22 protein-coding genes are annotated in these 22849 nt (G+C 71.6%); 19 read left to right on the top strand and 3 right to left on the bottom strand.

The window, feature by feature from the left end; all coding sequences use genetic code 11:
- Nucleotides 1-4 precede the first annotated feature (4 nt).
- The 11 genes from V6V47_RS09345 to ahcY all read left to right on the top strand — a co-directional run bounded on the left by V6V47_RS09345 (nucleotide 5) and on the right by ahcY (nucleotide 10781).
- On the top strand, nucleotides 5-322 hold the full coding sequence (locus V6V47_RS09345; protein ID WP_334627681.1) for a hypothetical protein: 318 nt from the start codon (nucleotides 5-7) through the stop codon (nucleotides 320-322).
- Between the two features lie 437 nt (nucleotides 323-759).
- Nucleotides 760-1473, top strand: coding sequence for a tetratricopeptide repeat protein (locus V6V47_RS09340; protein ID WP_334627680.1), 714 nt, complete (start codon nucleotides 760-762; stop codon nucleotides 1471-1473).
- A gap of 9 nt (nucleotides 1474-1482) precedes the next feature.
- Entirely contained in the window at nucleotides 1483-1869 is a 387-nt protein-coding gene (locus tag V6V47_RS09335; protein WP_334627679.1) for a hypothetical protein, read from the top strand.
- A gap of 158 nt (nucleotides 1870-2027) precedes the next feature.
- Nucleotides 2028-2660: a deoxyribonuclease V gene (nfi, locus tag V6V47_RS09330; protein WP_334627678.1), complete on the top strand. Its 633-nt coding sequence runs from the start codon at nucleotides 2028-2030 to the stop codon at nucleotides 2658-2660.
- Nucleotides 2661-2848: 188 nt separating this feature from the next.
- Nucleotides 2849-3919 carry a hypothetical protein gene (locus V6V47_RS09325; protein ID WP_334627677.1) on the top strand — a complete coding sequence of 357 codons (1071 nt, stop codon included), beginning with the start codon at nucleotides 2849-2851 and terminating at the stop codon, nucleotides 3917-3919.
- Nucleotides 3920-3988: 69 nt separating this feature from the next.
- Nucleotides 3989-5374: a phosphomannomutase/phosphoglucomutase gene (locus V6V47_RS09320; RefSeq protein WP_334627676.1), complete on the top strand. Its 1386-nt coding sequence runs from the start codon at nucleotides 3989-3991 to the stop codon at nucleotides 5372-5374.
- Between the two features lie 61 nt (nucleotides 5375-5435).
- A complete protein-coding gene (locus tag V6V47_RS09315; RefSeq protein ID WP_334627675.1) occupies nucleotides 5436-5621 on the top strand; it encodes a Trm112 family protein in 186 nt (61 codons plus the stop codon).
- The gene (locus V6V47_RS09310; RefSeq protein WP_334627674.1) at nucleotides 5618-6814 is read left to right on the top strand and encodes an SIS domain-containing protein; all 1197 of its coding nucleotides are present in this window, start codon (nucleotides 5618-5620) and stop codon (nucleotides 6812-6814) included. The genes V6V47_RS09315 and V6V47_RS09310 overlap by 4 nt, the downstream gene beginning before the upstream one ends.
- Nucleotides 6815-6848: 34 nt before the next feature.
- Nucleotides 6849-7838, top strand: a complete 990-nt coding sequence (locus V6V47_RS09305) for a cation diffusion facilitator family transporter (protein WP_334627673.1) — start codon at nucleotides 6849-6851, stop codon at nucleotides 7836-7838.
- A gap of 3 nt (nucleotides 7839-7841) precedes the next feature.
- Nucleotides 7842-9005 (top strand): mannose-6-phosphate isomerase, class I, encoded by a 1164-nt coding sequence (manA, locus tag V6V47_RS09300; RefSeq protein ID WP_334627672.1) that lies wholly within the window; start codon nucleotides 7842-7844, stop codon nucleotides 9003-9005.
- A 276-nt stretch (nucleotides 9006-9281) separates the two neighbouring features.
- Nucleotides 9282-10781 (top strand): adenosylhomocysteinase, encoded by a 1500-nt coding sequence (gene ahcY, locus V6V47_RS09295; RefSeq protein WP_334627671.1) that lies wholly within the window; start codon nucleotides 9282-9284, stop codon nucleotides 10779-10781.
- Nucleotides 10782-10856: 75 nt separating this feature from the next.
- Here ahcY and V6V47_RS09290 read toward each other — a convergent pair whose 3' ends face one another.
- On the bottom strand, nucleotides 10857-11003 hold the full coding sequence (locus tag V6V47_RS09290) for a hypothetical protein (protein WP_334627670.1): 147 nt from the start codon (nucleotides 11001-11003) through the stop codon (nucleotides 10857-10859).
- 167 nt (nucleotides 11004-11170) lie between these two features.
- On the opposite strand from V6V47_RS09290, the gene efeU reads away from it, so the two are divergent.
- The 8 genes from efeU (at nucleotide 11171) to hpf (ending at nucleotide 20459) form a co-directional block, all read left to right on the top strand.
- The gene (gene efeU / locus V6V47_RS09285) at nucleotides 11171-12037 is read left to right on the top strand and encodes an iron uptake transporter permease EfeU (RefSeq protein WP_334627669.1); all 867 of its coding nucleotides are present in this window, start codon (nucleotides 11171-11173) and stop codon (nucleotides 12035-12037) included.
- Between the two features lie 26 nt (nucleotides 12038-12063).
- Nucleotides 12064-13197 carry an iron uptake system protein EfeO gene (gene efeO, locus V6V47_RS09280; RefSeq protein ID WP_334627668.1) on the top strand — a complete coding sequence of 378 codons (1134 nt, stop codon included), beginning with the start codon at nucleotides 12064-12066 and terminating at the stop codon, nucleotides 13195-13197.
- Between the two features lie 24 nt (nucleotides 13198-13221).
- Nucleotides 13222-14499 (top strand): iron uptake transporter deferrochelatase/peroxidase subunit, encoded by a 1278-nt coding sequence (gene efeB / locus V6V47_RS09275; protein WP_334627667.1) that lies wholly within the window; start codon nucleotides 13222-13224, stop codon nucleotides 14497-14499.
- A gap of 118 nt (nucleotides 14500-14617) precedes the next feature.
- Nucleotides 14618-15307 carry an MtrAB system response regulator MtrA gene (gene mtrA, locus V6V47_RS09270; protein ID WP_007455837.1) on the top strand — a complete coding sequence of 230 codons (690 nt, stop codon included), beginning with the start codon at nucleotides 14618-14620 and terminating at the stop codon, nucleotides 15305-15307.
- 12 nt (nucleotides 15308-15319) lie between these two features.
- Entirely contained in the window at nucleotides 15320-17077 is a 1758-nt protein-coding gene (gene mtrB, locus V6V47_RS09265; protein ID WP_442934205.1) for an MtrAB system histidine kinase MtrB, read from the top strand.
- Nucleotides 17074-18879 carry an LpqB family beta-propeller domain-containing protein gene (locus V6V47_RS09260; RefSeq protein WP_334627666.1) on the top strand — a complete coding sequence of 602 codons (1806 nt, stop codon included), beginning with the start codon at nucleotides 17074-17076 and terminating at the stop codon, nucleotides 18877-18879. The genes mtrB and V6V47_RS09260 overlap by 4 nt, the downstream gene beginning before the upstream one ends.
- 37 nt (nucleotides 18880-18916) lie before the next feature.
- Nucleotides 18917-19579 (top strand): ComF family protein, encoded by a 663-nt coding sequence (locus V6V47_RS09255; RefSeq protein ID WP_334627718.1) that lies wholly within the window; start codon nucleotides 18917-18919, stop codon nucleotides 19577-19579.
- A gap of 244 nt (nucleotides 19580-19823) precedes the next feature.
- Entirely contained in the window at nucleotides 19824-20459 is a 636-nt protein-coding gene (hpf, locus tag V6V47_RS09250; RefSeq protein WP_334627665.1) for a ribosome hibernation-promoting factor, HPF/YfiA family, read from the top strand.
- A 68-nt stretch (nucleotides 20460-20527) separates the two neighbouring features.
- Here hpf and V6V47_RS09245 read toward each other — a convergent pair whose 3' ends face one another.
- Together V6V47_RS09245 and V6V47_RS09240 are read right to left on the bottom strand one after the other, a co-directional pair.
- Nucleotides 20528-21637, bottom strand: a complete 1110-nt coding sequence (locus tag V6V47_RS09245) for a GNAT family N-acetyltransferase (protein ID WP_334627717.1) — start codon at nucleotides 21635-21637, stop codon at nucleotides 20528-20530.
- A complete protein-coding gene (locus tag V6V47_RS09240; protein ID WP_334627664.1) occupies nucleotides 21637-22788 on the bottom strand; it encodes a GNAT family N-acetyltransferase in 1152 nt (383 codons plus the stop codon). The genes V6V47_RS09245 and V6V47_RS09240 overlap by 1 nt, the downstream gene beginning before the upstream one ends.
- Nucleotides 22789-22849 lie beyond the last annotated feature (61 nt).

The following is a 22849-nucleotide window of genomic DNA, read 5'->3' as shown; positions in this document are numbered from 1 at the left end:
TTTGTTGACGTACTACGCGATCTACCGGGATGACGAGAGAACGGAGGGACCAGCTGGCCTGTTTGTCATGGATGCGGGCACCGGTCAGGCAATCCTGTGGGATCACCGTAATCGAGCCTGGGCCTATGACCCGGGCCTGGTTGTGCGCTTCTTGAACGACTACCGAAAGTTCGATCGCTACGAAACCGTCGACCGCGCGGCAGCCCAGAGCGTGGCTCGAATCGTTGCGGGTGGTGCCAGCTTGCCCGACGAGGAAGCAATCCTTGCGATGTTCGCTGCGGGTGCCCGTGGCGGCCGCCTTCCGCCGACCGAGGGCCAATAACCCAGCCCGTGCGTCGTCTCGACTTGCCATCGGGCAGGGGCTATTAGAGCGCGCGGCTAGGGCCATGGTTGCGGAAACGGTGACGCAGCCGGATCCCGGTCGCGCCCGGCCGCGCGGCTAGCCGATCCGCTGCAGGTCGCGCTCGAACCTCAGTGCGAGACGCGGAGCCGATCGGTCATCGATTACCTCGGTGTAACTGGCGGTTGCGGGTTCGGTACGGATTCGACAAAGATCGCCACGTGGCTGACTCCACCGCACGGCTTGTTGTCCGAGATGGGCTGCGCCGAGCGATTCGTCAGCGGGGCGTTAGACCCGACGGCATGGGCTGCAGCGTGAGGCGACCGTCGGGGCTGCAGGAGCACGGTTTTGAGGAGTGCCCGTACTGGCAAGGGGCACGCCGACCTGCTCTACGAGCGGATCGACGGAGGAGTGAGCCAGTGACGGCCAAGGGTTTGGACGTTCGGTTGGAGCGGGCGCAGGAACGCTACGAGCGGGCGGTCTTCGGCGGCGATGCGCAGGTGCTGGACGAGGCGGAGCGTGATCTCGCGGGCCTGGAGGCTGACGTTGCCCTGGCCCGGGGACGGATCCTGCATGCCCGTTTCCTCGATACCGGCTTGGAGGACGCGGCCGAACTGACGCTCTTCGAACGGGCCGCCCAGCTCTATCGCGAGCTGGGTGATGCTCGGGGCGAGGGTGAGTCTCTCTTCTGGGTGGGCACGGTCCATCAGGTGATCCGTCAGGACCAGGCGACCGCCACCCCGGCCTTCGTCCGAGCGCGGGAGCTGGCGACCGCAGCGGGGGACGAGCTGACCCTGTCGTACGTGCTGCGGCATCTCTGCTTCGGCGAGTTGGCCGTGGGTCGTGTCGATGAGGCGCGGGAGTTGTTGACGGAGTCGACCCGACTGCGCCGGAAACTGTCCTTTGATGCTGGCGTTGCCGCGAACCTCATTGGCTTGGCTTACCTGGCGGCGTCCGACGGCGATCAGAACGCCGCCCGCGGGCTGCTCGACGAGGCGGCTGGGCTCGCGGCTGACTGCGGCGCGCACGGTGTGGCCAACTGGGTCGGGGCGGCCCGCGAAGAGCTGGGCCTCTCCAAGACGCAGGGCGGGGAGGCCGATTCAACTCGGGTGGAGTTCGCCGGGTCCGAATAGCATCGACGGATGGCAGAGCCAAAGTCGGAGAGCACCCGGTCCCGGGCCTGGGCGCCGTCGGCCGGCATCCTGATTGGCGTGGTCATCGGCATCATGGTCGGCGGTGCCAGTGGCGTTGCTTTCGGTTTCGCCATCGGCATCGCCCTCACGATCGCCTTCGGGGCGACGAAGGATCGCGCCAGCGGCGACACCGGCGAGGGTGACTCGGCTGGCGGCGTCAGCGCTACCAGCAGCGGTCCGACCAGCTCGTCCGCCCAGCCCGACCCGGGCAGCAACGCCACCCAGGCCGACCCGACCGGTCCGTCGGTCGAGGCATTCCCGCGCGGTCCGTCCGCTGAGGACGGCCCGGCCGACAACGCCACCGGCGACGCTGCCGACGGCTCGCACCGACGGTGATCGACTCCGGGTCGGTGATGTCGGGGTATCGGGGGGCCGGTGATGCCCCGATATCGCTGGTGTCGAGTGGATCAAGGTCGACGCCGCTGCGGGCGGTGGCTGGATCAGGCCCGCCGCAGGCAGCGACACCGTCGGCGCCGCGCACTGTTGCGGAGGCGATGGCGGTGCAGGAGGAGTTGCGGCCGTTGGCTGACCTGGTTGGGCCGGGCCCGGGTGCGCCGGCCAGGGTGGCTGGGCTGGACGTCGCGTACGCGCAGAGCGGTGATCTTCTGGCGGCGGCCGTGACGGTGCTGGACGCTCGGACGTTGGCCGTGGTGGATTCCGCGGTCAGCGTGGGTCGGCCCGCGTTCGGGTACGTCCCCGGTCTGTTCGCCTTCCGTGAGCTGCCCGCGCTGCTCGCCGCGCTGGAGCGGTTGGCCACGCTCCCGGATCTGCTGGTCTGCGACGGGCACGGGCTGGCCCATCCCCGTCGCTTCGGGCTGGCCTGTCATCTCGGGGTGGTCACCGGGCTGCCCGCGATCGGGGTGGCGAAGACGCCGCTGGTCGGCGAGTGGTCTCCGCCGCGCACCGACCGTGGCGCCTGGTCGCCGCTGCGCGACGGGGACGAGGTGGTCGGCCGCGTGCTCCGGACCCAGGCCGGGGTCAAGCCGGTCTTCGTCAGCGTCGGGCACCGGATGAGCCTGGACAACGCCGATGCACAGGTGCTCGCGCTGGCCCCGCGCTACCGGCTGCCGGAGACGACCCGTACCGCTGACCGGCTCTGCCGGGACGCCCTTGCCCGCGCGACCTGAGCGGACCGGGGCCCAACGGCGCGACCTGAGCGGACCGGGGCCCAAGAGCGCGACCTGAGCGGACCGGGGCGGAGGGGCCGTGGAGCGTAACGCGGCACACATGCGGGCCGCTCTATAACCAGTGATGGGGGTGGGCCGGTAGTAGCCTGACCCGCGGACCCCACCCGGGGCGGAACGGTGAGGTGATCATGACGGTGCGTCGACGCGCGGCACGGCTCGCGACGGTCTGCGGTCTGCTGGGCGGCCTGGTGATGCTGGGTGCCACGCCGGCGCTGGCCGACGACGACTCGGTCCGGGTGGGTGCGGCCAGCAGCTTCGCCGCCGGTGGCTCCGCGCAGGGGGTGAACGTCGCGGTGCGTAAGCGCTCCGACGGCTGTGTCATTCCGCGTACCGCCCTGAATCTTCGCCTTGACGGTCTGCAGTCCAACCAGGTGGCGGTGCAGGTCGCCGTGGGTGGGCACTGGGTCCCGGCGGGTGTCTCGGGCGGCGGTGGCAGCGTGACGGTCGGGTGGACCTCGTCGACCAAGCCCCTGTGCAAGGGCAAGGGCACCACCGTGCGGTACCGGGTGGCGTTCGCCGCTGGTGCTCCCGGTGGCCGGCTCGTCGTGACCGGTGAGGTCGCCGGCATGAACGGCCAGTCGTTGGGTCGTGCGACCGACACGTCGAAGGTGACGGGTGGTGTGGTCTCCGCGTCGCCCACCCCCACGCGATCGAAGAAGCCCACGCCCACCCCGAGCCCGGTCGTGACCGAGGCCGACACGGCCACCGATGTGGTGGACCCGGCCGCGCTGGGTGACGTGTCCGCGTCGCCCGCTGCCGCAGCTGCTGACGAATCGTCCTCCGGAGCCTCGCCCGTGATGTTCTTCGGCATCGCGATGGTGGCCGTCGGGCTGCTGCTCATCGTGCTGCTGCTCCGCCGCTCGCGGCAGGACCGCAGCCCGGCCGACGAGCCGCGCGGGCCACTGCCGGGCAACCCCGGCGGCACCACCTACCGCTCCGGCGGTGGGTCGCCGGCCGCGCCCACCCAACCCGGTCCGGTGTACGGCCAGCAGCCGCCAACGGGTGGCTACGGTGCGGTGCCCACTCCCCGGCCCGCCGCCGGCGGGGTCTACGGGGCCCGGCCGTCCGTTCCCACGTCGACGCCGGATGCAACGCAGCCGATGCCGGGTGCTCCGGTGACCCGGCCAGCGCCCGGTGACCCGCCCCCGGCCGCCGCTGGCGACGACCACACTGTCTTCATGCCCCGGCTCCCCGGCTGAGCGGGGCTCGACCCTGACCCTCCGATACGCTCAGGCTCGTTGTTAACCTGCGGCCGAGGAGCGGAACCGGTGTCTGATCTGTCCCAGATCGTGAAGGCGTACGACGTCCGAGGGACGGTGCCGGACCAGTGGGACGAGCGGGTCGCCGAGGCGCTCGGGGCTGCCTTCACCCAGCTGCTCAACGCCTCGGACGAGCCGGGCGACGCGGTCGTCGTCGGGTACGACATGCGGGCCAGTTCGCCCGGGCTCGCCGCCGCCTTCGCCGCTGGTGTGCGGGCCGAGGGGCGCTCGGTGATCGAGATCGGGCTCGCCTCCACCGACCTGCTCTACTTCGCCTCGGGCTCGCTCGACCTGCCGGGCGCGATGTTCACCGCCAGCCACAACCCGGCGCAGTACAACGGCATCAAGATGTGCCGCTCGGGCGCCCGGCCGATCGGTCAGGACAGCGGGCTGGGCGAGATCCGCGAGCGGGCCCAGGCCCTGCTGGCCTCGGGCGGGTCCCGTCCGGCCGGTGAGCCGACCCAGCCGGCCGAGCGGCGTGACCTGCTCCCCGACTACGCCGCGTACCTGCGCAAGCTGGTCGACCTGTCCGGCATCCGGCCGCTGAAGGTGGTGGTCGACGCCGGCAACGGGATGGGTGGTTTCACCGTTCCCACCGTGCTCGGCGACGCCGCTCTCGCCGCTCTCCCGTTGGAGATCGTGCCGCTCTACTTCGAGCTGGACGGGACCTTCCCCAACCACGAGGCCAACCCGTTGGACCCGGCGAACCTGGTCGATCTCCAGCGCGCCGTGGTCGAGCACGGCGCCGAGATCGGGCTGGCCTTCGACGGTGACGCGGACCGGTGCTTCGTGGTGGACGAGCGCGGCGAGCCGGTGTCGCCGTCGGCGATCACCGCCCTGGTCGCCGCGCGTGAGCTGGCCAAGCACCCGGGTTCCACGGTGATCCACGGTCTGATCACGTCCAGCGCCGTTCCGGAGATCATCCGGGAGCACGGCGGCAAGCCGGTCGTCGCCCGGGTGGGGCACTCCTTCATCAAGGCGGAGATGGCCCGCACCAACGCCGTCTTCGGTGGTGAGCACTCGGCGCACTACTACTTCCGGGACTTCTGGTTCGCCGACACCGGCATGCTGGCCGCGATGCACACGCTGGCCGCGCTCGGCGAGCAGTCGCTGCCCCTGTCCGTGCTGGCCAGCGAGTACGAGCGCTACGTCGCCTCCGGTGAGATCAACTCGACGGTGGCCGACCAGGCCGCCGCGGTAGCCGAGGTGCGGGCCGCGTACCCGGACGCGGCGGTCGACGAGATGGACGGGCTCACCCTGCGTTTCCTCGACGGCGCGTGGTTCAACCTGCGAGCCTCCAACACGGAGCCGTTGCTGCGGCTCAACGTCGAGGCACCCACCCGCGAGCGGATGGTCTCGCTCCGTGACGAGGTGCTGGGCCGGGTTCGCCGATAAGATCGCCTGCGCCGAGCGGCACCGCCGCCGGTTAAGCCGCACACGTGGAAGGAGCCGTGCCATGGCCCTGGATCCGCAGTTGCTCGAGATCCTCGCCTGTCCGGACACGCACCACGCCCCGCTCGACTACGACGCCGAGGCGCAGACGCTGACCTGCACGGAGTGCGGCCGGATCTTCGAGGTCCGCGACGACGTACCGGTGCTGCTGCTCGACGAGGCGCGCGGCGGCCCGGGGCAGCCGTCATGATCGACGGTACGGCCGGGGTCAGCGGTCGTCGCGACGCCGACGAGGCACTGCTCGACAATCCGGAGGCCCTGGCCGAGCACGACCCGGGCGGCATGCTCCGGCACACCGCGTCGGCCGGCGCGCAGGTCCGTGAGTCGGCCGCGCTGGCCGCCGAGGCGAACCTGTCGGTGCTCGCCGACGACGGGCGGCCTCGGGCCGTCGTGATCGCGGGCATCGGCACCGCCGGCCGGACCGGGGATGTGCTGGCCACGGTCGCCGGGCCGCGCTGCCCGGTTCCGGTCATCGCGCACCGCAGCGCGGGCGTGCCCGGCTGGGTGGGCGCGGCCGACGTGGTGATCGCGATCAGCGCGTCCGGCCGTAGCCCGGAAGCGCTCGGCGCCGCCGAGGCGGCACACCGACGCGGCGCCCGGCTGGTCGCCGTGGGCGCACCGGACTCGCAGTTGCAGTCGGTGGCCGAGCGGGCCAGGGCGCCGTTCATCCCGGTGCCCCGTCGCGCGCCGGCCCGGGCCAGCCTCTGGGCGCTCACCGTGCCGGTCCTGCTCGCCGCCCGTTCCCTCGGGCTCGTCAAGGTCAACGAGGCGGACCTGGCGGAGACCGCGGCCCGGCTCGACGCGGACGCCGACCGGTGCCGCTCCACCGCGGAGTCCTTCGTCAACCCGGCGAAGGCACTGGCCCTGGGTCTGGCCGGCTCGGTCCCGATCGTCTGGGGCTCGTCCCCGCTGGCGACCGTCGCGGCCCGGCGATTCGGTGACACCCTGTCGGCCAACGCCCGCTACCCGGTGGTCACCGGGGCGCTCGGCGAGGCCGGTCGGGGTCGGGTCGGGTTGCTCGACGGCGTCTTCGGCGGCCTGGCCGAGGGCGAGCGGGACATCTTCGCCGACTCCCCGGAGGACGACGGCGAGGGCACCCGGCTGCGGCTGGTGCTGCTGCGCGACGGCGGCCTCAACGCCGAGGACGACACCGACGAGCCCCTCGCCGTCGAGGAGCGCCGCGCGGACGCGGTGCAGACCCTCGCCGAGCGCCGTGGGGTGCGCTGTGACGTGGTGACCGCCGAGGGTGGGTCCGCGTTGGAGCGGCTGGCCTCGCTGATCGCCGTACCGGACTTCGCCTCGATCTACCTAGCCCTGGCCCACGGGCTGGACCCGATGGCGGTACCAGCCATCACCGAAATGAAGGAGCTGTCGAACCAGTGAACGAACGTAGTGCGCGATCGAGCGGCGTGGCGGCATGAGCGCGAACGGCGGGACGAAGGCGATCGTCGCCGCGCTGCTGGCCAACGTCGGCATCGCCATCACCAAGTTCATCGCGTTCCTGCTCTCCGGGTCCTCGTCGATGCTGGCCGAGGCGGTCCACTCGGTCGCCGACTCCGGTAACCAGGCCCTGTTGCTGCTCGGCGGCAAGCGGGCCAAGCGGGCGGCGACCCCGGAACACCCGTTCGGGTACGGCCGGGAGCGCTACATCTACGCGTTCATCGTGTCGATCGTGCTGTTCAGCATCGGTGGCCTGTTCGCCCTGTACGAGGCCTACCACAAGTGGAGTCACGAGGGGGGCATCAAGTCCTGGCACTGGCTGCCGGTCGCCGTGCTGGTGGCGGCGATCGTCATGGAGTCGTTCTCCTTCCGGACCGCGATCAAGGAGTCCAACCAGATCCGGGGCAACCAGTCCTGGGTGCGCTTCATCCGTCGCGCCAAGGCGCCGGAGCTGCCGGTGGTGCTGCTGGAGGACTTCGGCGCGCTGGTCGGTCTGGTCTTCGCCCTGTTCGGCGTCAGCATGACGCTGGCGACCGGCAACGGCCGGTGGGACGCCGCCGGCACCGCGATGATCGGCATCCTCCTGGTGACCATCGCCATCGTGCTGGCTATCGAGACAAAGAGCCTGCTGCTCGGTGAGGGTGCCGAGGCGAAGGACCTGGCCGCCATCGAGCACGCCGTCACCGACGGCCCCGAGGTCGAGCGGATCATCCACATGAAGACGCTCTACCTGGGGCCGGAAGAGCTGATGGTGGCCGCGAAGATCGGGGTGCCGGCCTGGGAAACTGCCCACGAGCTGGCGCGGGGCATCAACACCGTGGAGGCGCGGATCCGTGCCGCGGTGCCGATCGCCCAGGTGATCTACCTGGAGCCGGACATCTACAACCCCGCTGCGGACCGGGCCGGTAACGGTGCGGCCGCCGTGTCGCAGTCCCAGGACGCGCCGGGCGAGGCGTCCGGGGGCTGACGGGTGGAGCTGCTGTACGGACCGATCCGTGACTACGCCTGGGGGTCCCGCTCGGCGATCGCGTTGTTGCAGGGGCGGCCGGTGCCCAGCGCCGGCCCGGAGGCGGAGCTGTGGCTGGGCGCGCACCCGGGCGCCCCGGCCAGCGTCGAGCGGGCCGGCCTGCGGCACAGCCTCTGCGACCTGGTGCGTGCCGAGCCGGGGCAGTGGCTCGGCCAGCGGGTCGCGGATCGGTTCGGCACCCGGCTGCCGTTCCTGCTGAAGGTGCTGGCCGCCGATGCGCCGCTGAGCCTGCAGGCCCACCCGGACGCCGAGCAGGCCCAGGCCGGCTACGCGGCGGACGCGGCGCGACCCGAGGGGGAGCGCAACTACTCCGACCCGCACCACAAGCCGGAGCTACTGGTGGCGCTCACCCCGTTCGAGGCGCTGTGCGGTTTCCGGGAGCCGACGGAGTCGGCCGACGCGCTCGCCGCGTTCGGCGTACCGGCGTTGGCGCCGGTGGTCGACGCGTTGCGGACCGGGCCGGCGGGGCTGCGGACGGCGGTGCAGACCCTGCTCTCCTGGCCGATCGCGGAGCGGGTCGAGTTGCTGGCATCCGTGGTGGCGGCACCGGCCGACGGCGAGGACGCGGAGTTGGCTCGCCGGCTGGCTGCGGCGTACCCGGGTGACCCGGGCGTGCTGGTCGCGCTGCTGCTGCACCACGTACGGCTGGTGCCGGGGGAGGCGATCTGGATGCCCGCCGGCAACCTGCACGCCTACCTGCGCGGCTGTGGCGTGGAGATCATGGCGGCCAGCGACAACGTGCTGCGCGGCGGGCTGACCCCCAAGCGGGTGGACGCCGACGAGTTGATGCGGGTGCTGCGCTTCGAGGTGCTGCACGACCCGGTCCGGACGGCGCAGCCGGTCGGCCCGGGGGTGGCCTGCTGGAGCGTGCCCGTGGACGACTTCGCGCTGCACCGGGTGCGGGTCGGTGCGGAGGTACCGGAGGTCACGTTGGCGTTGCCTGGGCCGCGGGTCGTGCTCTGCGGCGCCGGCTCGGTCACCGTGGACGACGGCGCGGGCGCGCTGACGATCGGCTCTGGCCAGGCCGCGGTCGGCACCGCAGCCGGCGGGCCGTTGCACCTCAGCGGCGCCGGTGAGGCGTACGTGGCGACGACCGGCCTGCGCTGACACCATCCGACCAACACGCCGCAAGTCCGACTTTCCCGGAATAGCTTGACGCTGTCGCTCCTTAGTGTGACTCTATGAGTACGCAGCGTTATCGCGACGACGGTCCGACAGCGTGCGGGGAACCAAACCGGGGGGATGTGCGGGGCGGGCGGAAATGGGCGGAAGTCAGCCCATCACCGACCGCCCCGTGCGCTGTCCGTGGACCGTCCCCCTTTGCCGTTCATCGGCGCGCGTAAGGTGGAAGGTCGGCGCAGACATCGTTCGACAGGAGCTTTTATGACCAGCACCCTCCCGGCTTCCGCCAGCGGTACGCCGTCCGAGGCTCGGCCGAGCACCCTCGCTGAGGGCGACTACAAGGTGGCGGATCTGTCGCTCGCCGAGTTCGGGCGTAAGGAGATCCAGCTCGCCGAGCACGAGATGCCGGGCCTGATGTCGATCCGCCGCGAGTTCGCCGAGGCGCAGCCGCTCGCGGGCGCGCGGATCACCGGCTCGCTGCACATGACCATCCAGACCGCAGTCCTGATCGAGACCCTGGTCGCCCTCGGCGCGCAGGTGCGCTGGGCGTCCTGCAACATCTTCTCCACTCAGGACCACGCCGCCGCGGCGATCGTCGTCGGCCCGGACGGCACCCCCGACGCCCCCTCCGGCGTGCCGGTGTACGCCTGGAAGGGCGAGAGCCTGCAGGAGTACTGGTGGTGCACCGAGCAGGTGCTCGCCTGGCCGGGCGGCGAGGGCCCGAACATGATCCTCGACGACGGCGGCGACGCCACGCTGCTGGTGCACAAGGGCGCCGAGTTCGAGCGGGCCGGGGTCGTTCCGCCGGTCGAGTCCGCCGACTCCGAGGAGTACGCGGTCATCCTCGAGGTGCTGCACCGCTCGCTCGCCGAGGACAACCAGCGGTGGACCCGGATCGCCGCCGGCATCAAGGGCGTCACCGAGGAGACCACCACCGGCGTGCACCGGCTCTACGAGATGCACCGCGGCGGCACCCTGCTCTTCCCGGCCATCAACGTCAACGACTCGGTGACCAAGAGCAAGTTCGACAACAAGTACGGCTGCCGGCACTCGCTCATCGACGGCATCAACCGGGCCACCGACGTGCTGATCGGCGGCAAGATGGCGGTCGTGCTCGGCTACGGCGACGTGGGCAAGGGCTGCGCCGAGTCGCTGCGGGGCCAGGGCGCCCGGGTCGTGGTGACCGAGGTCGACCCGATCTGCGCGTTGCAGGCCGCCATGGACGGCTACCAGGTCGCCACCCTGGACGACGTGGTCGAGCAGGCGGACATCTTCATCACCGCCACCGGGTGCTTCGACGTCATCACCAACGAGGACATGGCCCGGATGAAGCACCAGGCCATCGTCGGCAACATCGGCCACTTCGACAACGAGATCGACATGGCCGGCCTGGCCAAGCGCTCCGACGTCGAGCGGGTCAACATCAAGCCGCAGGTCGACCTGTGGCGCTTCGCCGACGGGCACGCCATCATCGTGCTCTCCGAGGGCCGCCTGCTGAACCTGGGCAACGCCACCGGGCACCCGAGCTTCGTGATGTCGAACTCGTTCGCCAACCAGACGATCGCGCAGATCGAGCTGTACACCAAGACCGAGGAGTACCCGGTCGGCGTCTACGTGCTGCCCAAGCACCTGGACGAGAAGGTGGCCCGGCTGCACCTGGGCGCGCTCGGCGCCAAGCTGAGCACCCTCACCAAGGAGCAGGCCGCGTACCTGGGCGTCTCCACCGAGGGCCCGTTCAAGCCGGATCACTACCGCTACTGATCGACGTTCGCGTACCGGGTCGGCTGCTCGCAGCCGGCCCGGTCCGTCGTTTCCGGGTCAGGGGCGGCGGGCCGGTCAGGGGCGGCGGGTGGGGCGGAACCAGGTCCAGGCACACCAGGCCAACCAGCCCAGCGACACGGCGGTGGCCAGTGCCCGTTGACGCAACGCGCTGAGCAGCAGCACCACGGCGAGCACCGCCAGCCACGGCAGGAATCCCTTCACGGCGGGGATCCTGCCACAACCGAACGGCCGGAGCCGATCGCCGATCGTCCGAGGGTCGGCCAGAGGCTGTGTGACCTGGTGATGAACGACTTGACGAGCCGTCTGAACTGGAGGAAGGTGTGGCTGCCCTAAGTTAGCTGAGGCGTGCCTAAGGACTCGGAGCTCGGATGTTCGCCACCTACCTGATCGGCCTGCGGGAGGGTCTGGAAGCCACCCTGGTGGTCAGCATCCTGGTCGCCTTCCTGGTGAAGTCGCAGCGCCGGGACCGGTTGCCCCAGGTCTGGGCGGGCGTCGGCCTGGCCGTGGCCCTCTCGGTGCTCTTCGGTTGGCTGATCGAGTACACCTCGACCACGTTGCTGGCCCGCTCCGAGGACCGGGAGCTGTTCGAGGCGATCACCTCCGTCACCGCCGTGGTCTTCGTCACTTGGATGATCTTCTGGATGCGCCGCGCCGCCCGGAGCATCGCCGGTGAGTTGCGGGGCAAGCTCACCGAGGCGCTGGCCGTCGGCTCGCTCGCGGTCGCCGGAATGGCGTTCCTCGCGGTGATCCGCGAGGGCCTGGAGACCGCGCTGATCTTCTACTCCGCCGCCCAGGGGGCGTCCGGCGACAGCGGCCCGCTGCTCGCGCTGATCGGCGGCATCGCCACCGCCGTGGTCATCGGTGTGCTGCTGTACGCCAGCGCCCTGCGGATCAACCTCAGCAAGTTCTTCACCTGGACCGGGGCGCTGCTGATCCTGGTCGCCGCCGGCATCCTCAAGTACGGCGTGCACGACTTCCAGGAGGCCGGTGTGCTGCCCGGCCTGAACGACCTGGCCTTCGACATCACCACCGTGCTCGACCCGAGCACCTGGTACGCCGCCCTGCTCGCCGGGATGTTCAACGTGACCCCCGCGCCCACGGTGCTGGAGACGATCGCCTGGGTCGGGTACGCCGTGCCCGTCCTCCTGCTCTTCCTGCGACCGACCCGTCGTACGCCGCCACCCGTCGCGGCAGTTCCGACGACCGAGGCGGCGTCCACGCCGCAGCGTGCCTGACCCCCCCACGAGGAGAGACAGCTCAGATGCGTACCCCCCGCTTTTTCGCGCTTGCCGCGGCCGGCGTGCTGGCCACGGCCGGTGTGGCCGCCTGCTCCGACTCGGAGAAGGGTGACTCGGGCGCGGCCGGCGGCCCGATCGCGGTCAAGGCCACCGACACCGCCTGCGAGGTCGGGTCCACCGACCTCGGCGCGGGGACGGCCACCTTCAAGATCACCAATTCCGGTGCCAAGGTGACCGAGTTCTACGTGTACGCCTCGGGCGACCGGGTGATGGGCGAGGTGGAGAACATCGCCCCCGGGCTGAGCCGCGAGCTGCACGTGGAGCTGCCGGCCGGCACGTACGAGACGGCCTGCAAGCCGGGGATGAGCGGCAAGGGCATCCGGGGCGCGCTCAAGGTCAGCGGGTCGGCCGCGCCGCTCACCGCGGACGCCGCGCTGGCCGACGCCACCGACAACTACCAGCGCTACGTCAAGAGCCAGACCACGGCGCTGCTCGAGAAGACCGAGGAGTTCGTCGGCGCGGTCAAGGCCGGCGACGTGGCGAAGTCCAAGGCGCTGTTCCCGGTCGCCCGCACCTACTGGGAGCGGATCGAGCCGGTGGCCGAGATCTTCGGTGACCTCGACCCCAAGATCGACGGCCGCGAGGAGGTCATCGAGGAGGGGATGGAGTTCACCGGCTTCCACCGGATCGAGAAGGACCTCTGGCAGTCCGGCGACATCAGCAAGGACGGCCCGATCGCCGACCGGCTGCTGGTCGACGTCAAGGAGATCGTGGCCAAGGCCAACGCCGAGAAGCTCTCCCCGTTGCAGCTCGCCAACGGCGCCAAGGAACTGCTCGACGAGGTGGCCAGCGGCAAGATCACCGGCGAGGAGGACCGCTACTCGCACACCGACCTGTGGGACTTCGCCGCCAACCTGGAAGGTTCCAAGGCGGCCGTCTCCGCACTGCGGCCGGCGCTCGAGCAGCGCTCGCCGGAGCTGGTCAAGCAGCTCGACACCGAGTTCGCCAACGTCGAGACGCAGCTCGGCAAGCACCGCGACGGCGACGGGTGGAAGCTGCACACCACGCTGAGCAAGGCCGAGCTCAAGGAACTTTCCGACGGCATCAACGCGTTGGCCGAGCCGATCAGCAAGATCGCTGCGGTCGTCGCCAAGTAACGGACGTCAGGGGCAGTCGAGCCGATGAGTGGACGCAGGTTGACGCGCCGGCGAGCGATCACGCTCGCCGGCGCCGGCGTGGCCGGAGTCGCCGGGGTGGCCGCCGGTGCGGGTGCGCTGGTCAGTGGCTCCCGTGGGCCGGCAGCGGCCAACGACCACCCGGCCGGGGCGGTGTCGTTCTACGGCGAGCACCAGGCCGGCATCGTCACCCCCGCCCAGGACCGCCTGCACTTCGTGGCCTTCGACGTGATCACCAAGGATCGGGCCCGGCTGCTCGAGCTGCTCGAGGAGTGGACGGCCGCGGCCGTCCGGATGACCAGCGGGCGGGACGCCGGGGTGCTGGGCGCGGTCGGCGGGATGCCGGAGGCCCCGCCGGACGACACCGGTGAGGCGCTCGGCCTGCCTCCGTCGCAGCTCACCCTGACCATCGGCTTCGGGCCGACGCTGTTCCGCGACGCCGACGGCCGGGACCGGTTCGGCATTCTCGACCGGCGGCCGGCAGCCCTGGCCGAGCTGCCGAAGTTCCCCGGTGACGCGCTGCAGCCGCAGCTCTCCGGCGGCGATCTCTGCGTCCAGGCGTGCGCCAACGATCCGCAGGTCGCGGTGCACGCAATCCGCAATCTGGCCCGGCTCGGCATGGGCGTGGTGAGCGTGCGTTGGTCGCAGCTCGGCTTCGGCCGTACCTCGTCGACCTCCCGTGACCAGGCCACCGCCCGCAACCTGTTCGGCTTCAAGGACGGCACGGCCAACCTGAAGGCCGAGGACACCGACCTGCTGCGCGACCAGTTGTGGGTGCAGCCGGGCGACGGGCCGGACTGGATGACCGGCGGCTCGTACCTGGTCACCCGCAAGATCCGGATGCTGGTGGAGACCTGGGACCGGACCTCGCTCGCCGAGCAGGAGGAGATCGTCGGTCGGGCCAAGGGCAGCGGCGCCCCGCTCGGCCGCGCCGACGAGTTCGACGAGCCGGACTTCGCCGCCCGGGGCGACGACGGGCAGCCGGTGATCGCCGAGCACTCCCACGTCACGCTGGCACACCCCACCCGGAACGACGGCGCCCGGCTGCTGCGCCGGGGCTACAACTTCGTCGACGGCTCGGACGGTCTCGGTCGACTCGACGCGGGCCTCTTCTTCATCGCCTACCAGCGGGACCCGCGCCGACAGTTCGTGCCGATCCAGACCCAGTTGGCCCGGCACGACGTCATGAACGAGTACCTTCGGCACGTCTCCAGCGGCCTGTTCGCCTGCCCGCCCGGCGTCGCCGACGGTGGGGACCACTGGGGCCGGGCACTCTTCGGCTGATCGCCGCAGCGCCATCGGCTGGGCGGCGGTGGCGCCGGACGGCGCCGAAGGGGGATCATGATGCTAGCCGGCCTGACGCCGGTCCCACCGAACTGAACGGGGATGCAATATTAATCCCATGAGAGCCCGGGTACTGGTGGTCGACGACGACCCCGCGCTCGCCGAGATGCTCGGCATCGTGCTGCGTAGCGAAGGCTTCCTGCCCTCGTTCGTCGCCGACGGCGAGCGGGCGTTGGCCGCCTTCCGCGACAGCCGGCCCGATATAGTCCTGCTCGACCTGATGCTGCCCGGAATGAGCGGTATCGACGTCGCCCGGTCGATCCGCGCCGAATCCGGCGTGCCGATCGTCATGCTGACCGCCAAGAGCGACACGGTCGATGTGGTGCTCGGCCTCGAGTCCGGCGCCGACGACTACGTGGTCAAGCCGTTCAAGCCCAAGGAGCTGGTCGCCCGGATGCGGGCCCGGCTACGCCGGGGCGAGGACGTGGCACCGGAGATGCTGACCATCGGGCCGCCCGGCAACCAGATCACCATCGACGTGCCCGCGCACACGGTCAGTCGCAACGACGAGGAGGTGAAGCTGACGCCGCTGGAGTTCGATCTGCTGGTCGCGCTCGCCCGTAAGCCGCGTCAGGTCTTCACCCGCGAGGTGCTGCTCGAGCAGGTCTGGGGCTACCGGCACGCCGCCGACACCCGGCTGGTCAACGTGCACGTGCAGCGGCTACGCGCCAAGATCGAGCCGGACCCGGAGCGACCGGAAATCATCCTCACCGTGCGGGGCGTGGGCTACAAGGCGGGCACCGGATAGCCTGGTCACACTGTGTCGACCTCTCCGCCCCCGCACCCCCTGACCACGGCTGGCCGCCGCCCCGGCGCTGGCCGCGAGTTCTGGCGTGTGCACAGCGGCCGGGTCGCCCGCACGGTGGCACGGGTGCACCAGACCTGGCGCCGATCGCTCCAGGTCCGGGTGGTGACGATCACGCTGGTCGCCTCCAGCCTGCTGGTCGGCGGCTTCGCGTACCTCATCGCCGACAAGATCACCACGATCCTGCTCGACAACGCCCGCACCGACGTCCGGCAACGCGTCAACAGCGGCGCGGACTACGCGGCCAAGCAGGTCGGCCTCTACGGCCAGCCGCAGGAGGCGCAGCTCCAGGAGACCATCGAGGGCACGGTCAACTACCTGGCCGGCGGTGATCCCCAGCAGACCAGTGGGGTGGTGGTGGCGATCACCGCCGACCGCTACCCGGACGCCAACCTGACCCGCACCGCCCCGGCGGCGAACGTCCAGCCGTTGATCAGCCGGGAGTTGCGGGCCGCGGTGGCCGAGGGCAAGGTGGCCAGCCAGATCCGTACCGGGCGGCTCACCGGGGAGCCGACCAAATACCTGGTCTACGGCTCCCCGGTGCCCACCCGCTTCGGCCAGATCGAGCTCTACTATCTCGTGCCGCTGACCCGGCAGGACACCACCGCCGCCGATGCCCGGTCCACGGTGGTGGCCACCGGCATCGCCCTGGTGGTCCTGCTCGGGCTGCTCGCGGCCCTGGTCACTCGGCTGGTGGTCAAACCGGTCCGGGTCGCCGCGCGGACCGCCCAGCGGCTCTCTGCCGGCCTGCTCGACCAGCGGATGGTGGTCAACGGCGAGGACGATCTCGCCCTGCTCGCCGCGTCGTTCAACCAGATGGCGACCAACCTGCAACGGCAGATCCTGCGCCTGGAGGAGATGTCCCGGTTGCAGCGCCGGTTCACCTCCGACGTCTCGCACGAGCTGCGTACCCCGTTGACCACGGTCCGGATGGCCGCCGATCTGATCTTCGCGGAGCGCGACGAGTTCGACCCGGCGGTGGCCCGCAGCGCCGAGCTGCTGCAGGCCGAGCTGGACCGGTTCGAGGAGCTGCTCACCGACCTGCTGGAGATCAGCCGGTTCGACGCGGGCTTCGCCATGCTGGATTCCGAGCCGACCGACCTGGTGCCGGTGGTGCACCGGGTGGTCGACCGGCTGGCCGGCCTGGCCGAGCGGGTGGGCGTCCCGATCGAGCTGGACCTGCCGGGCACGCCGGTGATCGCCGAGGTCGACCCGCGCCGGGTCGAGCGGGTGCTGCGCAACCTGGTCGGCAACGCCGTCGAGCACGGCGAGGCCCGTCCGGTGCTGATCACCCTGGGGATCGACGAGACAGCCGTGGCGATCACCGTTCGGGACCACGGCGTGGGGCTCAAGCTGGGCGAGGAGAAGTTGGTGTTCAACCGCTTCTGGCGGGCCGATCCGTCCCGGGCCCGGCAGACCGGGGGCACCGGGCTGGGCCTGTCGATCAGCCTGGAGGACGCCCGGCTGCACGGCGGCTGGCTGGAGGCGTGGGGTGCGCCCGGGCAGGGCGCGCAGTTCCGGCTCACCCTGCCGGCGCGCGCCGGTGACCGGCTGACCACGTCGCCGCTTCGGCTGGTGCCCGCCGACGCGGCACTGCCGTTCGGCGGCCCCCGCAGTGGTGGCCCGCTGGCCATCGGGCCCGGCACCGATGGTGCGCTGGCGATCGGCCCGGCGCCGACCGAGGACGAGCAGCGGACGGAGGTGCGTTCGTGAGGCGACAGGTTCTGCTCGGGACGGTCGGCGCGGTCCTGCTGGTGGGTGCCGGGTGTGGCATCCCGGTGGCCTCCGACGTGCGGGTGGACGGCAACCGCGGCACCGCGACGGAGGCCGGTTCGGGCAACGGCCGCCGCAGCGAGCCTCCGACGCGTACGGCCAGCGGCAGCGACAACGAGGCGTTCGTGCGTAACTTCCTCTCCGCCGCGGCCGGCGAGTCGGACCGGGCGTACGAACGGGTCACGAAGTTCGTCGCTCCGGAATACAAGTCCCGGCTACAGGTCAAGCAGGGCAGCGAGGTCGGGTTCACCGTGGTCCGGCTACAGGATCAGGTGTTCACCTTCAACAGCGACTCGACCACCACGGTCAAGATCAAGGTGCAGCAGGTCGGCCTGCTGCGGGCCAACGGCACCCTGGCTCCGCCGGTGGCGACCGAGACGGAGTACGAGTTCAAGTTGCGCAGCGCGGCGCTCGCTGGCGCTCCCGACGACGAGCGGGCCGGCCTGTACGTCCTCGACCCGCCGAACGTGCTGCTGCTCAGTGACGTCGCCCTCCAGCAGTACTACCAGGAAGAGACGATCTACTTCTGGAACTCCGACCGCACTCGACTGGTGCCCGACCAGCGCTACCTGCCACAGGCGGTGCCCAGCGAGCGCCGGGTCAACGAGGTGGTGAAGTGGCTCGTCGCCGGGCCGTCCGACTGGCTGCGCCCCGGGGTCGTCGGGCTGCCCGACCGCACTGAGCTGATCAACAACGCCACCGGCGCGAACAACCGGTGGGAGGTCAACCTGGACATGTCCGGCGAAGACCAGACCCGGATCGACCAGTTGATCACCCAGATCGCCTGGTCGCTGGGCGACCTGCGGGGCGAGCTGGAGCTCAAGATCCGCAACAACGCGCAGCCCGTACAGGACCTGAGCGCGCGCCGGGAGGCGAAGCCGCTCTACCCCGGCACCGAGAGCCCGCAACGGTTCTGTGTGTACGAGGGCAGCATCCATCCGCTGGACTTCGCGGGCGAGCCCAGCGGCGCGATGCCGCTGGTGCCCGCGACCAACCGCAACATCGTCTCCGCCGGGTTCGGTCGGTCCGACGGCAGGATCCTCGCCGCCATGGTGGTGGCCGGCGGCAAGGGCCGTCAACGACTCGCGGTCGGTGCCGGCGTCGTACCGGTCGCCGTGCTCAGCGGCAGGACGGAGTACGCCTCGATCAGCCGCCCGGTGTGGCTGCGTACGGTCGACGACCGCCCCGCCCAGGGCCTGGTCGTGGCCGACGGGCAGCTCTACCGCTTCGACCAGGCCGCCATGATGTACCCGGTGCCGATCAACCTGCCCTCGGTCGAGGTCACCGCCGTGGCCACCTCGCTGGATGGCCAGCGGGCCGCCCTGATCGCCGGCGGTCGGCTCTACGTCGCGGCCGTCAACCTGGACGGGGGTGTCTCCATCGGCCCGCTCCGGCAGGTGGTGACCTCGCTGACCAGCCTCAGCGCCGTGGACTGGGTCGGCGAGGATCGGCTGGTGCTGGCCGGGTCGGCCGGCAAACCGGCGATCTACGAGATCAGCGTGGACGGCGCGATGGAGACGCCGTTGAAGACCGACGTGGGTGCCAAGGTGACCCACCTGTCGGCGTACCCGGCCAACCGGACGGTGTCGCTGCCCAGCGGGGCCCTCATGTACGAGGCGAACGGGGTGGCGTACCGCAGCAGCCCGTTCGACCGGATCCGACCCGAACAGGTGCTGAACATCAACCCACCGCCGGCCGGGGTCCGCCCAGGCAACCCGTCGGCCCCGTTCTTCCTCTACTGACGCCGTGCGCGGGCTCTGGGCGGACCTCGGCGACCTGGTGCTGCCGGCCGACTGCGCGGGCTGTCGGGAGCGCCGACCCGGCCTCCGGCACGGGGTCTGCCCCGCCTGCGTGACGGCGCTGAGCGCGCTGCGGCCCCGACCGGTGCAACCCACTCCCGCTCCGGTGGGCCTGCCGCCATGCGCCGCCCTCGGCCCGTACGCCGGCCCGCTGCGTGAGGCGCTGCTCGCGTACAAGGAGCACGGCCGGCACGGGCTGGCCCGCCCACTCGGCGCGCTGCTCGCCGAGGTCGTCGCCGCAGCGGTCGGTGGGGTGCGCCCACTGGCGCTGGTGCCGGTGCCGGACACCGCGGCGGCGGCCCGGGCCCGGTACGGCGACCACCTGGGTCGGCTGGCCCGGCAGTGCGCCGCCCGGCTCAGTCGGGGAGGTTGGCCGGTGCGGGTGTACCGGCCGCTGCGCGCGCTGCCCCGGCCCGACTCGGTGACGCTGGACAGCGCCGGCCGGGCGGCCGCGGCCGAGGCGGCGTTCCGGCCCCGTTCCGGTACGCCCGTCGCGGGCGGTGAGCGGTTCGTGGTGCTGCTCGACGACATCGTCACCACCGGGGTCACCCTGGCCGCGGCGGCCCGTGTGCTGGCCGCGACGGGGCGTGCACCGGGCGTCGCGGCGGTACTCGCGGCGACCGAGAAACGACACCATTCGTAACCCTTCGTGTTTCCGTTTCACCCCTTGGTGTATGAGGTGCGAAAAATCCTGGGCGTTCTCGGCAACATGGGGTGACTGCCGGGCGAACTGGAGTTAGCGTTTTGCTGTCGGGGGTAGGAGGTCGTTCCACCCACCCCGGCGGTGAGAGGAGGCGTAACCGTATTAGCCGGTCGACGCCAGCGGGGCTCCCCACGGCGCACGATCGGGTTACCGGATCGAAGACCATCCGAACAAGGGAGGTCACGTGGACATCGTGGTCAAGGGCCGTAACGTCGAAGTGCCGGACCATTACCGGGTGCACGTAGCCGAGAAACTCGCAAAGATCGAACGCTACGACCACAAACTCATTCGTGTCGATGTCGAGCTGTTTCACGAGCGCAATCCGCGCCAAGCCGACCACTGCCAGCGGGTGGAGATCACCTGCGTTTCCCGGGGCCCGGTAATCCGGGCCGAGGCCTGCACGAACGACTTCTACAGCGCGCTCGACGCGGCCATCGCGAAGCTCGACACCCGGCTGCGCCGCGCGGCCGACCGTCGCCGCGTACACCGAGGTCGGCACGCACCGCTCTCCGTCGCCGCCGCCACCGCCGACCTCCCGGTCGCGGACCTGGTGGCCACCCCGCTCAGTGCGAACGGCGACGGTGCCCGCGCCGGCACCGCCCTGGCGGAGCGGGTCGAGGAGGAGCACGACGAGCAGCCCTGGCACATCGCCCGGGAGAAGGTGCATCCGGCGGAACCGATGACCGTCGACGACGCGTTGTTCGAGATGGAACTGGTTGGCCACGACTTCTACCTGTTCCAGGACAAGGAGTCCGGCCGCCCCAGCGTCGTCTACCGCCGGCACGCCTACGACTACGGCATCATCTCCCTCGACAGGTAACCCGGGCCCCGACCCGCGTTGACCATGGAGCTGTGGTGGGGAAGACCCACCACAGCTCCATTGGTCGGTCAGCGGAGTTCGGCGGGGAGCAGGGCGAAGGTCAGGTCGTCCAGGCGGGTGCCGTCCAGGCCGGGCAGGCGGGAGCGCTGAAGGGCCTCCCGCTGGAAGCCGACCCGTTCGAGCACGCGGTGCGAGGCGACATTGTCCGGCACGGTGCCGGCGGTCAGCCGGGCGATGCCGGCCGGCCCGAAGGCCCAGGTGGCGAGCAGCCGGACGGCGCGGGTGGCGTACCCCTGGCCTCGCCACGCCGGCAGCAACGCGTAGCCCACCGACGCCTCGCCACTGGCCACGTCGGTGAACGACAGCCCACAACTGCCCACCGGCTCACCGCTGGCCACGTCGGTGATCAGCAGCCGGGCGATGTCCCCGGTCAACCAGCCGCTCTCCGCGAGCCGGCAGCGCCGCTCGATCGCGGCCCACTCGGGCGGCACCGGCGGCGCCTGGTTCGCCACCACCTCCGGCCGGCTGTGCAGCCGGTACATCATCTCCGCGTCGTCCGGGGCGAGCCGGCGCAGCGCCACCACCTGATCGGTGAGCACCCCGTCCGGCAGGTCGGGCAGCAGGCGGGCCGCCGGGCCGGGCGGATCGTCGGCGAGGCGTACCCAGACCAGCAGGTCCTCCCGGCCGCCGTCGCGGCCGGGGCCGGCCGACCGGCGTACCCCTTCGTGCCGGAAACCGGCGGCCAGCGCCGCCCGCTGGCTCGGCCCGTTCTCCGCATGGGTCAGCAACTCCAGCCGGAGCGTTCCGGTGGCGAACGCCTGCTCGCTCAGCGCCCGGGTGGCCGCGCTGGCCACCCCGCGCCCACGCGCCGCCGGCACCACCCAGTAGCCGATCTCCGCCTGGCCCCGCGCGGGCACCGGGTTGCTCAACCCCACCGCGCCGAGCAGTCGGTCGGTGGCCGGGTCCGCGACGGCGTACGCGGCGCCGCCGCCGGTCCAGGCCGCCGGGGCGCCCGCGTCGATCCAGAAGCGGGCGTCGGTCTCGGTGTACGGGCTTGGCAGGGCCGGGATGAACCGCTGGGTGAGCGGATCAGCGCAGCCGGCCACCACGTCGGCGGTGTCGTCGGCGCGGAACGGGCGCAGCCGGACCCCGTGCGCCTCGACGACCTGCTGCGGGATCACGTCAGGTCCTCGGCGAGGAGCGCACCCGCCCAGGCGTCGAGGCGTTCGGACCGGTGCTGCACGCCGGACCGGACGATCCCCTCGAACGTGAAGCCCGCCTTCTCGGCCACCCGCCGGGAGGCCGTGTTGCCCACGTTCGCCTTCCACTCGATCCGGGCCAGCCCCAGCGTCGTGAAGCCCCAGGCGCTCAGCGCGACCAGCGCGGCCGGCATGTAGCTCCGACCCCGAGCCGCCGGAGCCGTCATGAAGCCCACGTCGGCCACCAGCGGATCGGCGGGGGACAGGCGCAGGTCGACCGAGCCCACGTACCGGTCGTCTGGGTCGGCGATCACGCAGCAGGCGGCGTCGCCCCGGGCCCAGGCGCCCTGGCTGAAGCCCAGATACCACTGCGCGTCGGCCCGCTCGTACGGGGTCGGCACGGTGGTCCAGCGAGCGGTCTCCGGGTCTCGGCAGGTCTCCGTCACCGCGTCCAGGTCCTGCTCCTCCATCGGCCGCAGCCGCAGTTCGCCGGCCTTGGTGGTGGCGAACAGGATCGGCTGCGGGCGGCCGAAGACGGCGGCCCGCCGAGCAGCCAGGGTGCCCGGACCGGCCGGCCCGGCCGACCCCGGGTCGGACACCTCGCCGGGCAGCAACGAACCGATCCACCCGTCCGAACGACCGCCCGGCGGCGGGTCGGCCAACCGCAGCCCGCCCTCGATCCGGAACCCGGCACGGAGCGCGACCAGGCGGGAGGCGTGATTGCCCACCTCCGCCTGCCAGACCAGCCGCCGCAGCCCGAGAGTGTCGAAGGACCAGCGGGCCACCGCCCGGGCCGCCCGGACGGCCACCCCACGGCCGCGCGCCCACGGGGCGGTCCAGTAGCCGATCTCGCCGGAGCGGGCGGTGTCGATCACGACCAGCCCGGAGGAGCCGAGCAGTTCGCCGGTGGCCGCGTCGCAGACCGCGAGCGGCGCTCCGGTGCCCTGCGCCCAGGCCCGCCCACTCAGCTCGGTGACGAACCCGTGTGCGTGTTCCGGGAGGTATGGGCGCGGTACGGTCAACCAGCGCTGGATGTCCGGGTCCTGGCAAGCGCGGTGTACCGCGTCGGCGTCGGTCTCCCGCCAGGGTCGCAGCAGCAGGCCGTCCTCGATGATCTCCACAGGCTCCACCCGTGCATCGTGCCGGAACGTTCGCCGACGGCGTAACCAGATAACCACCGGTCCCCGCCTC

It is taken from the genome of Micromonospora sp. CPCC 205539 (assembly GCF_036906815.1).
GTDB lineage: Bacteria > Actinomycetota > Actinomycetes > Mycobacteriales > Micromonosporaceae > Micromonospora.
Note: the sequence above shows the minus strand (reverse complement) of the source record. Positions and strands in the feature narration are given on the sequence as shown.

Coding starts and splice junctions, on each gene's coding strand:
- V6V47_RS09335 (WP_334627679.1), top strand. CDS start 1,483: ATGGCAGAGCCAAAGTCGGAGAGCACCCGGTCCCGGGCCTGGGCGCCG.
- nfi (WP_334627678.1), top strand. CDS start 2,028: ATGGCGGTGCAGGAGGAGTTGCGGCCGTTGGCTGACCTGGTTGGGCCG.
- V6V47_RS09325 (WP_334627677.1), top strand. CDS start 2,849: ATGACGGTGCGTCGACGCGCGGCACGGCTCGCGACGGTCTGCGGTCTG.
- V6V47_RS09315 (WP_334627675.1), top strand. CDS start 5,436: ATGGCCCTGGATCCGCAGTTGCTCGAGATCCTCGCCTGTCCGGACACG.
- V6V47_RS09310 (WP_334627674.1), top strand. CDS start 5,618: ATGATCGACGGTACGGCCGGGGTCAGCGGTCGTCGCGACGCCGACGAG.
- V6V47_RS09305 (WP_334627673.1), top strand. CDS start 6,849: ATGAGCGCGAACGGCGGGACGAAGGCGATCGTCGCCGCGCTGCTGGCC.
- ahcY (WP_334627671.1), top strand. CDS start 9,282: ATGACCAGCACCCTCCCGGCTTCCGCCAGCGGTACGCCGTCCGAGGCT.
- efeU (WP_334627669.1), top strand. CDS start 11,171: ATGTTCGCCACCTACCTGATCGGCCTGCGGGAGGGTCTGGAAGCCACC.
- efeO (WP_334627668.1), top strand. CDS start 12,064: ATGCGTACCCCCCGCTTTTTCGCGCTTGCCGCGGCCGGCGTGCTGGCC.
- efeB (WP_334627667.1), top strand. CDS start 13,222: ATGAGTGGACGCAGGTTGACGCGCCGGCGAGCGATCACGCTCGCCGGC.
- mtrA (WP_007455837.1), top strand. CDS start 14,618: ATGAGAGCCCGGGTACTGGTGGTCGACGACGACCCCGCGCTCGCCGAG.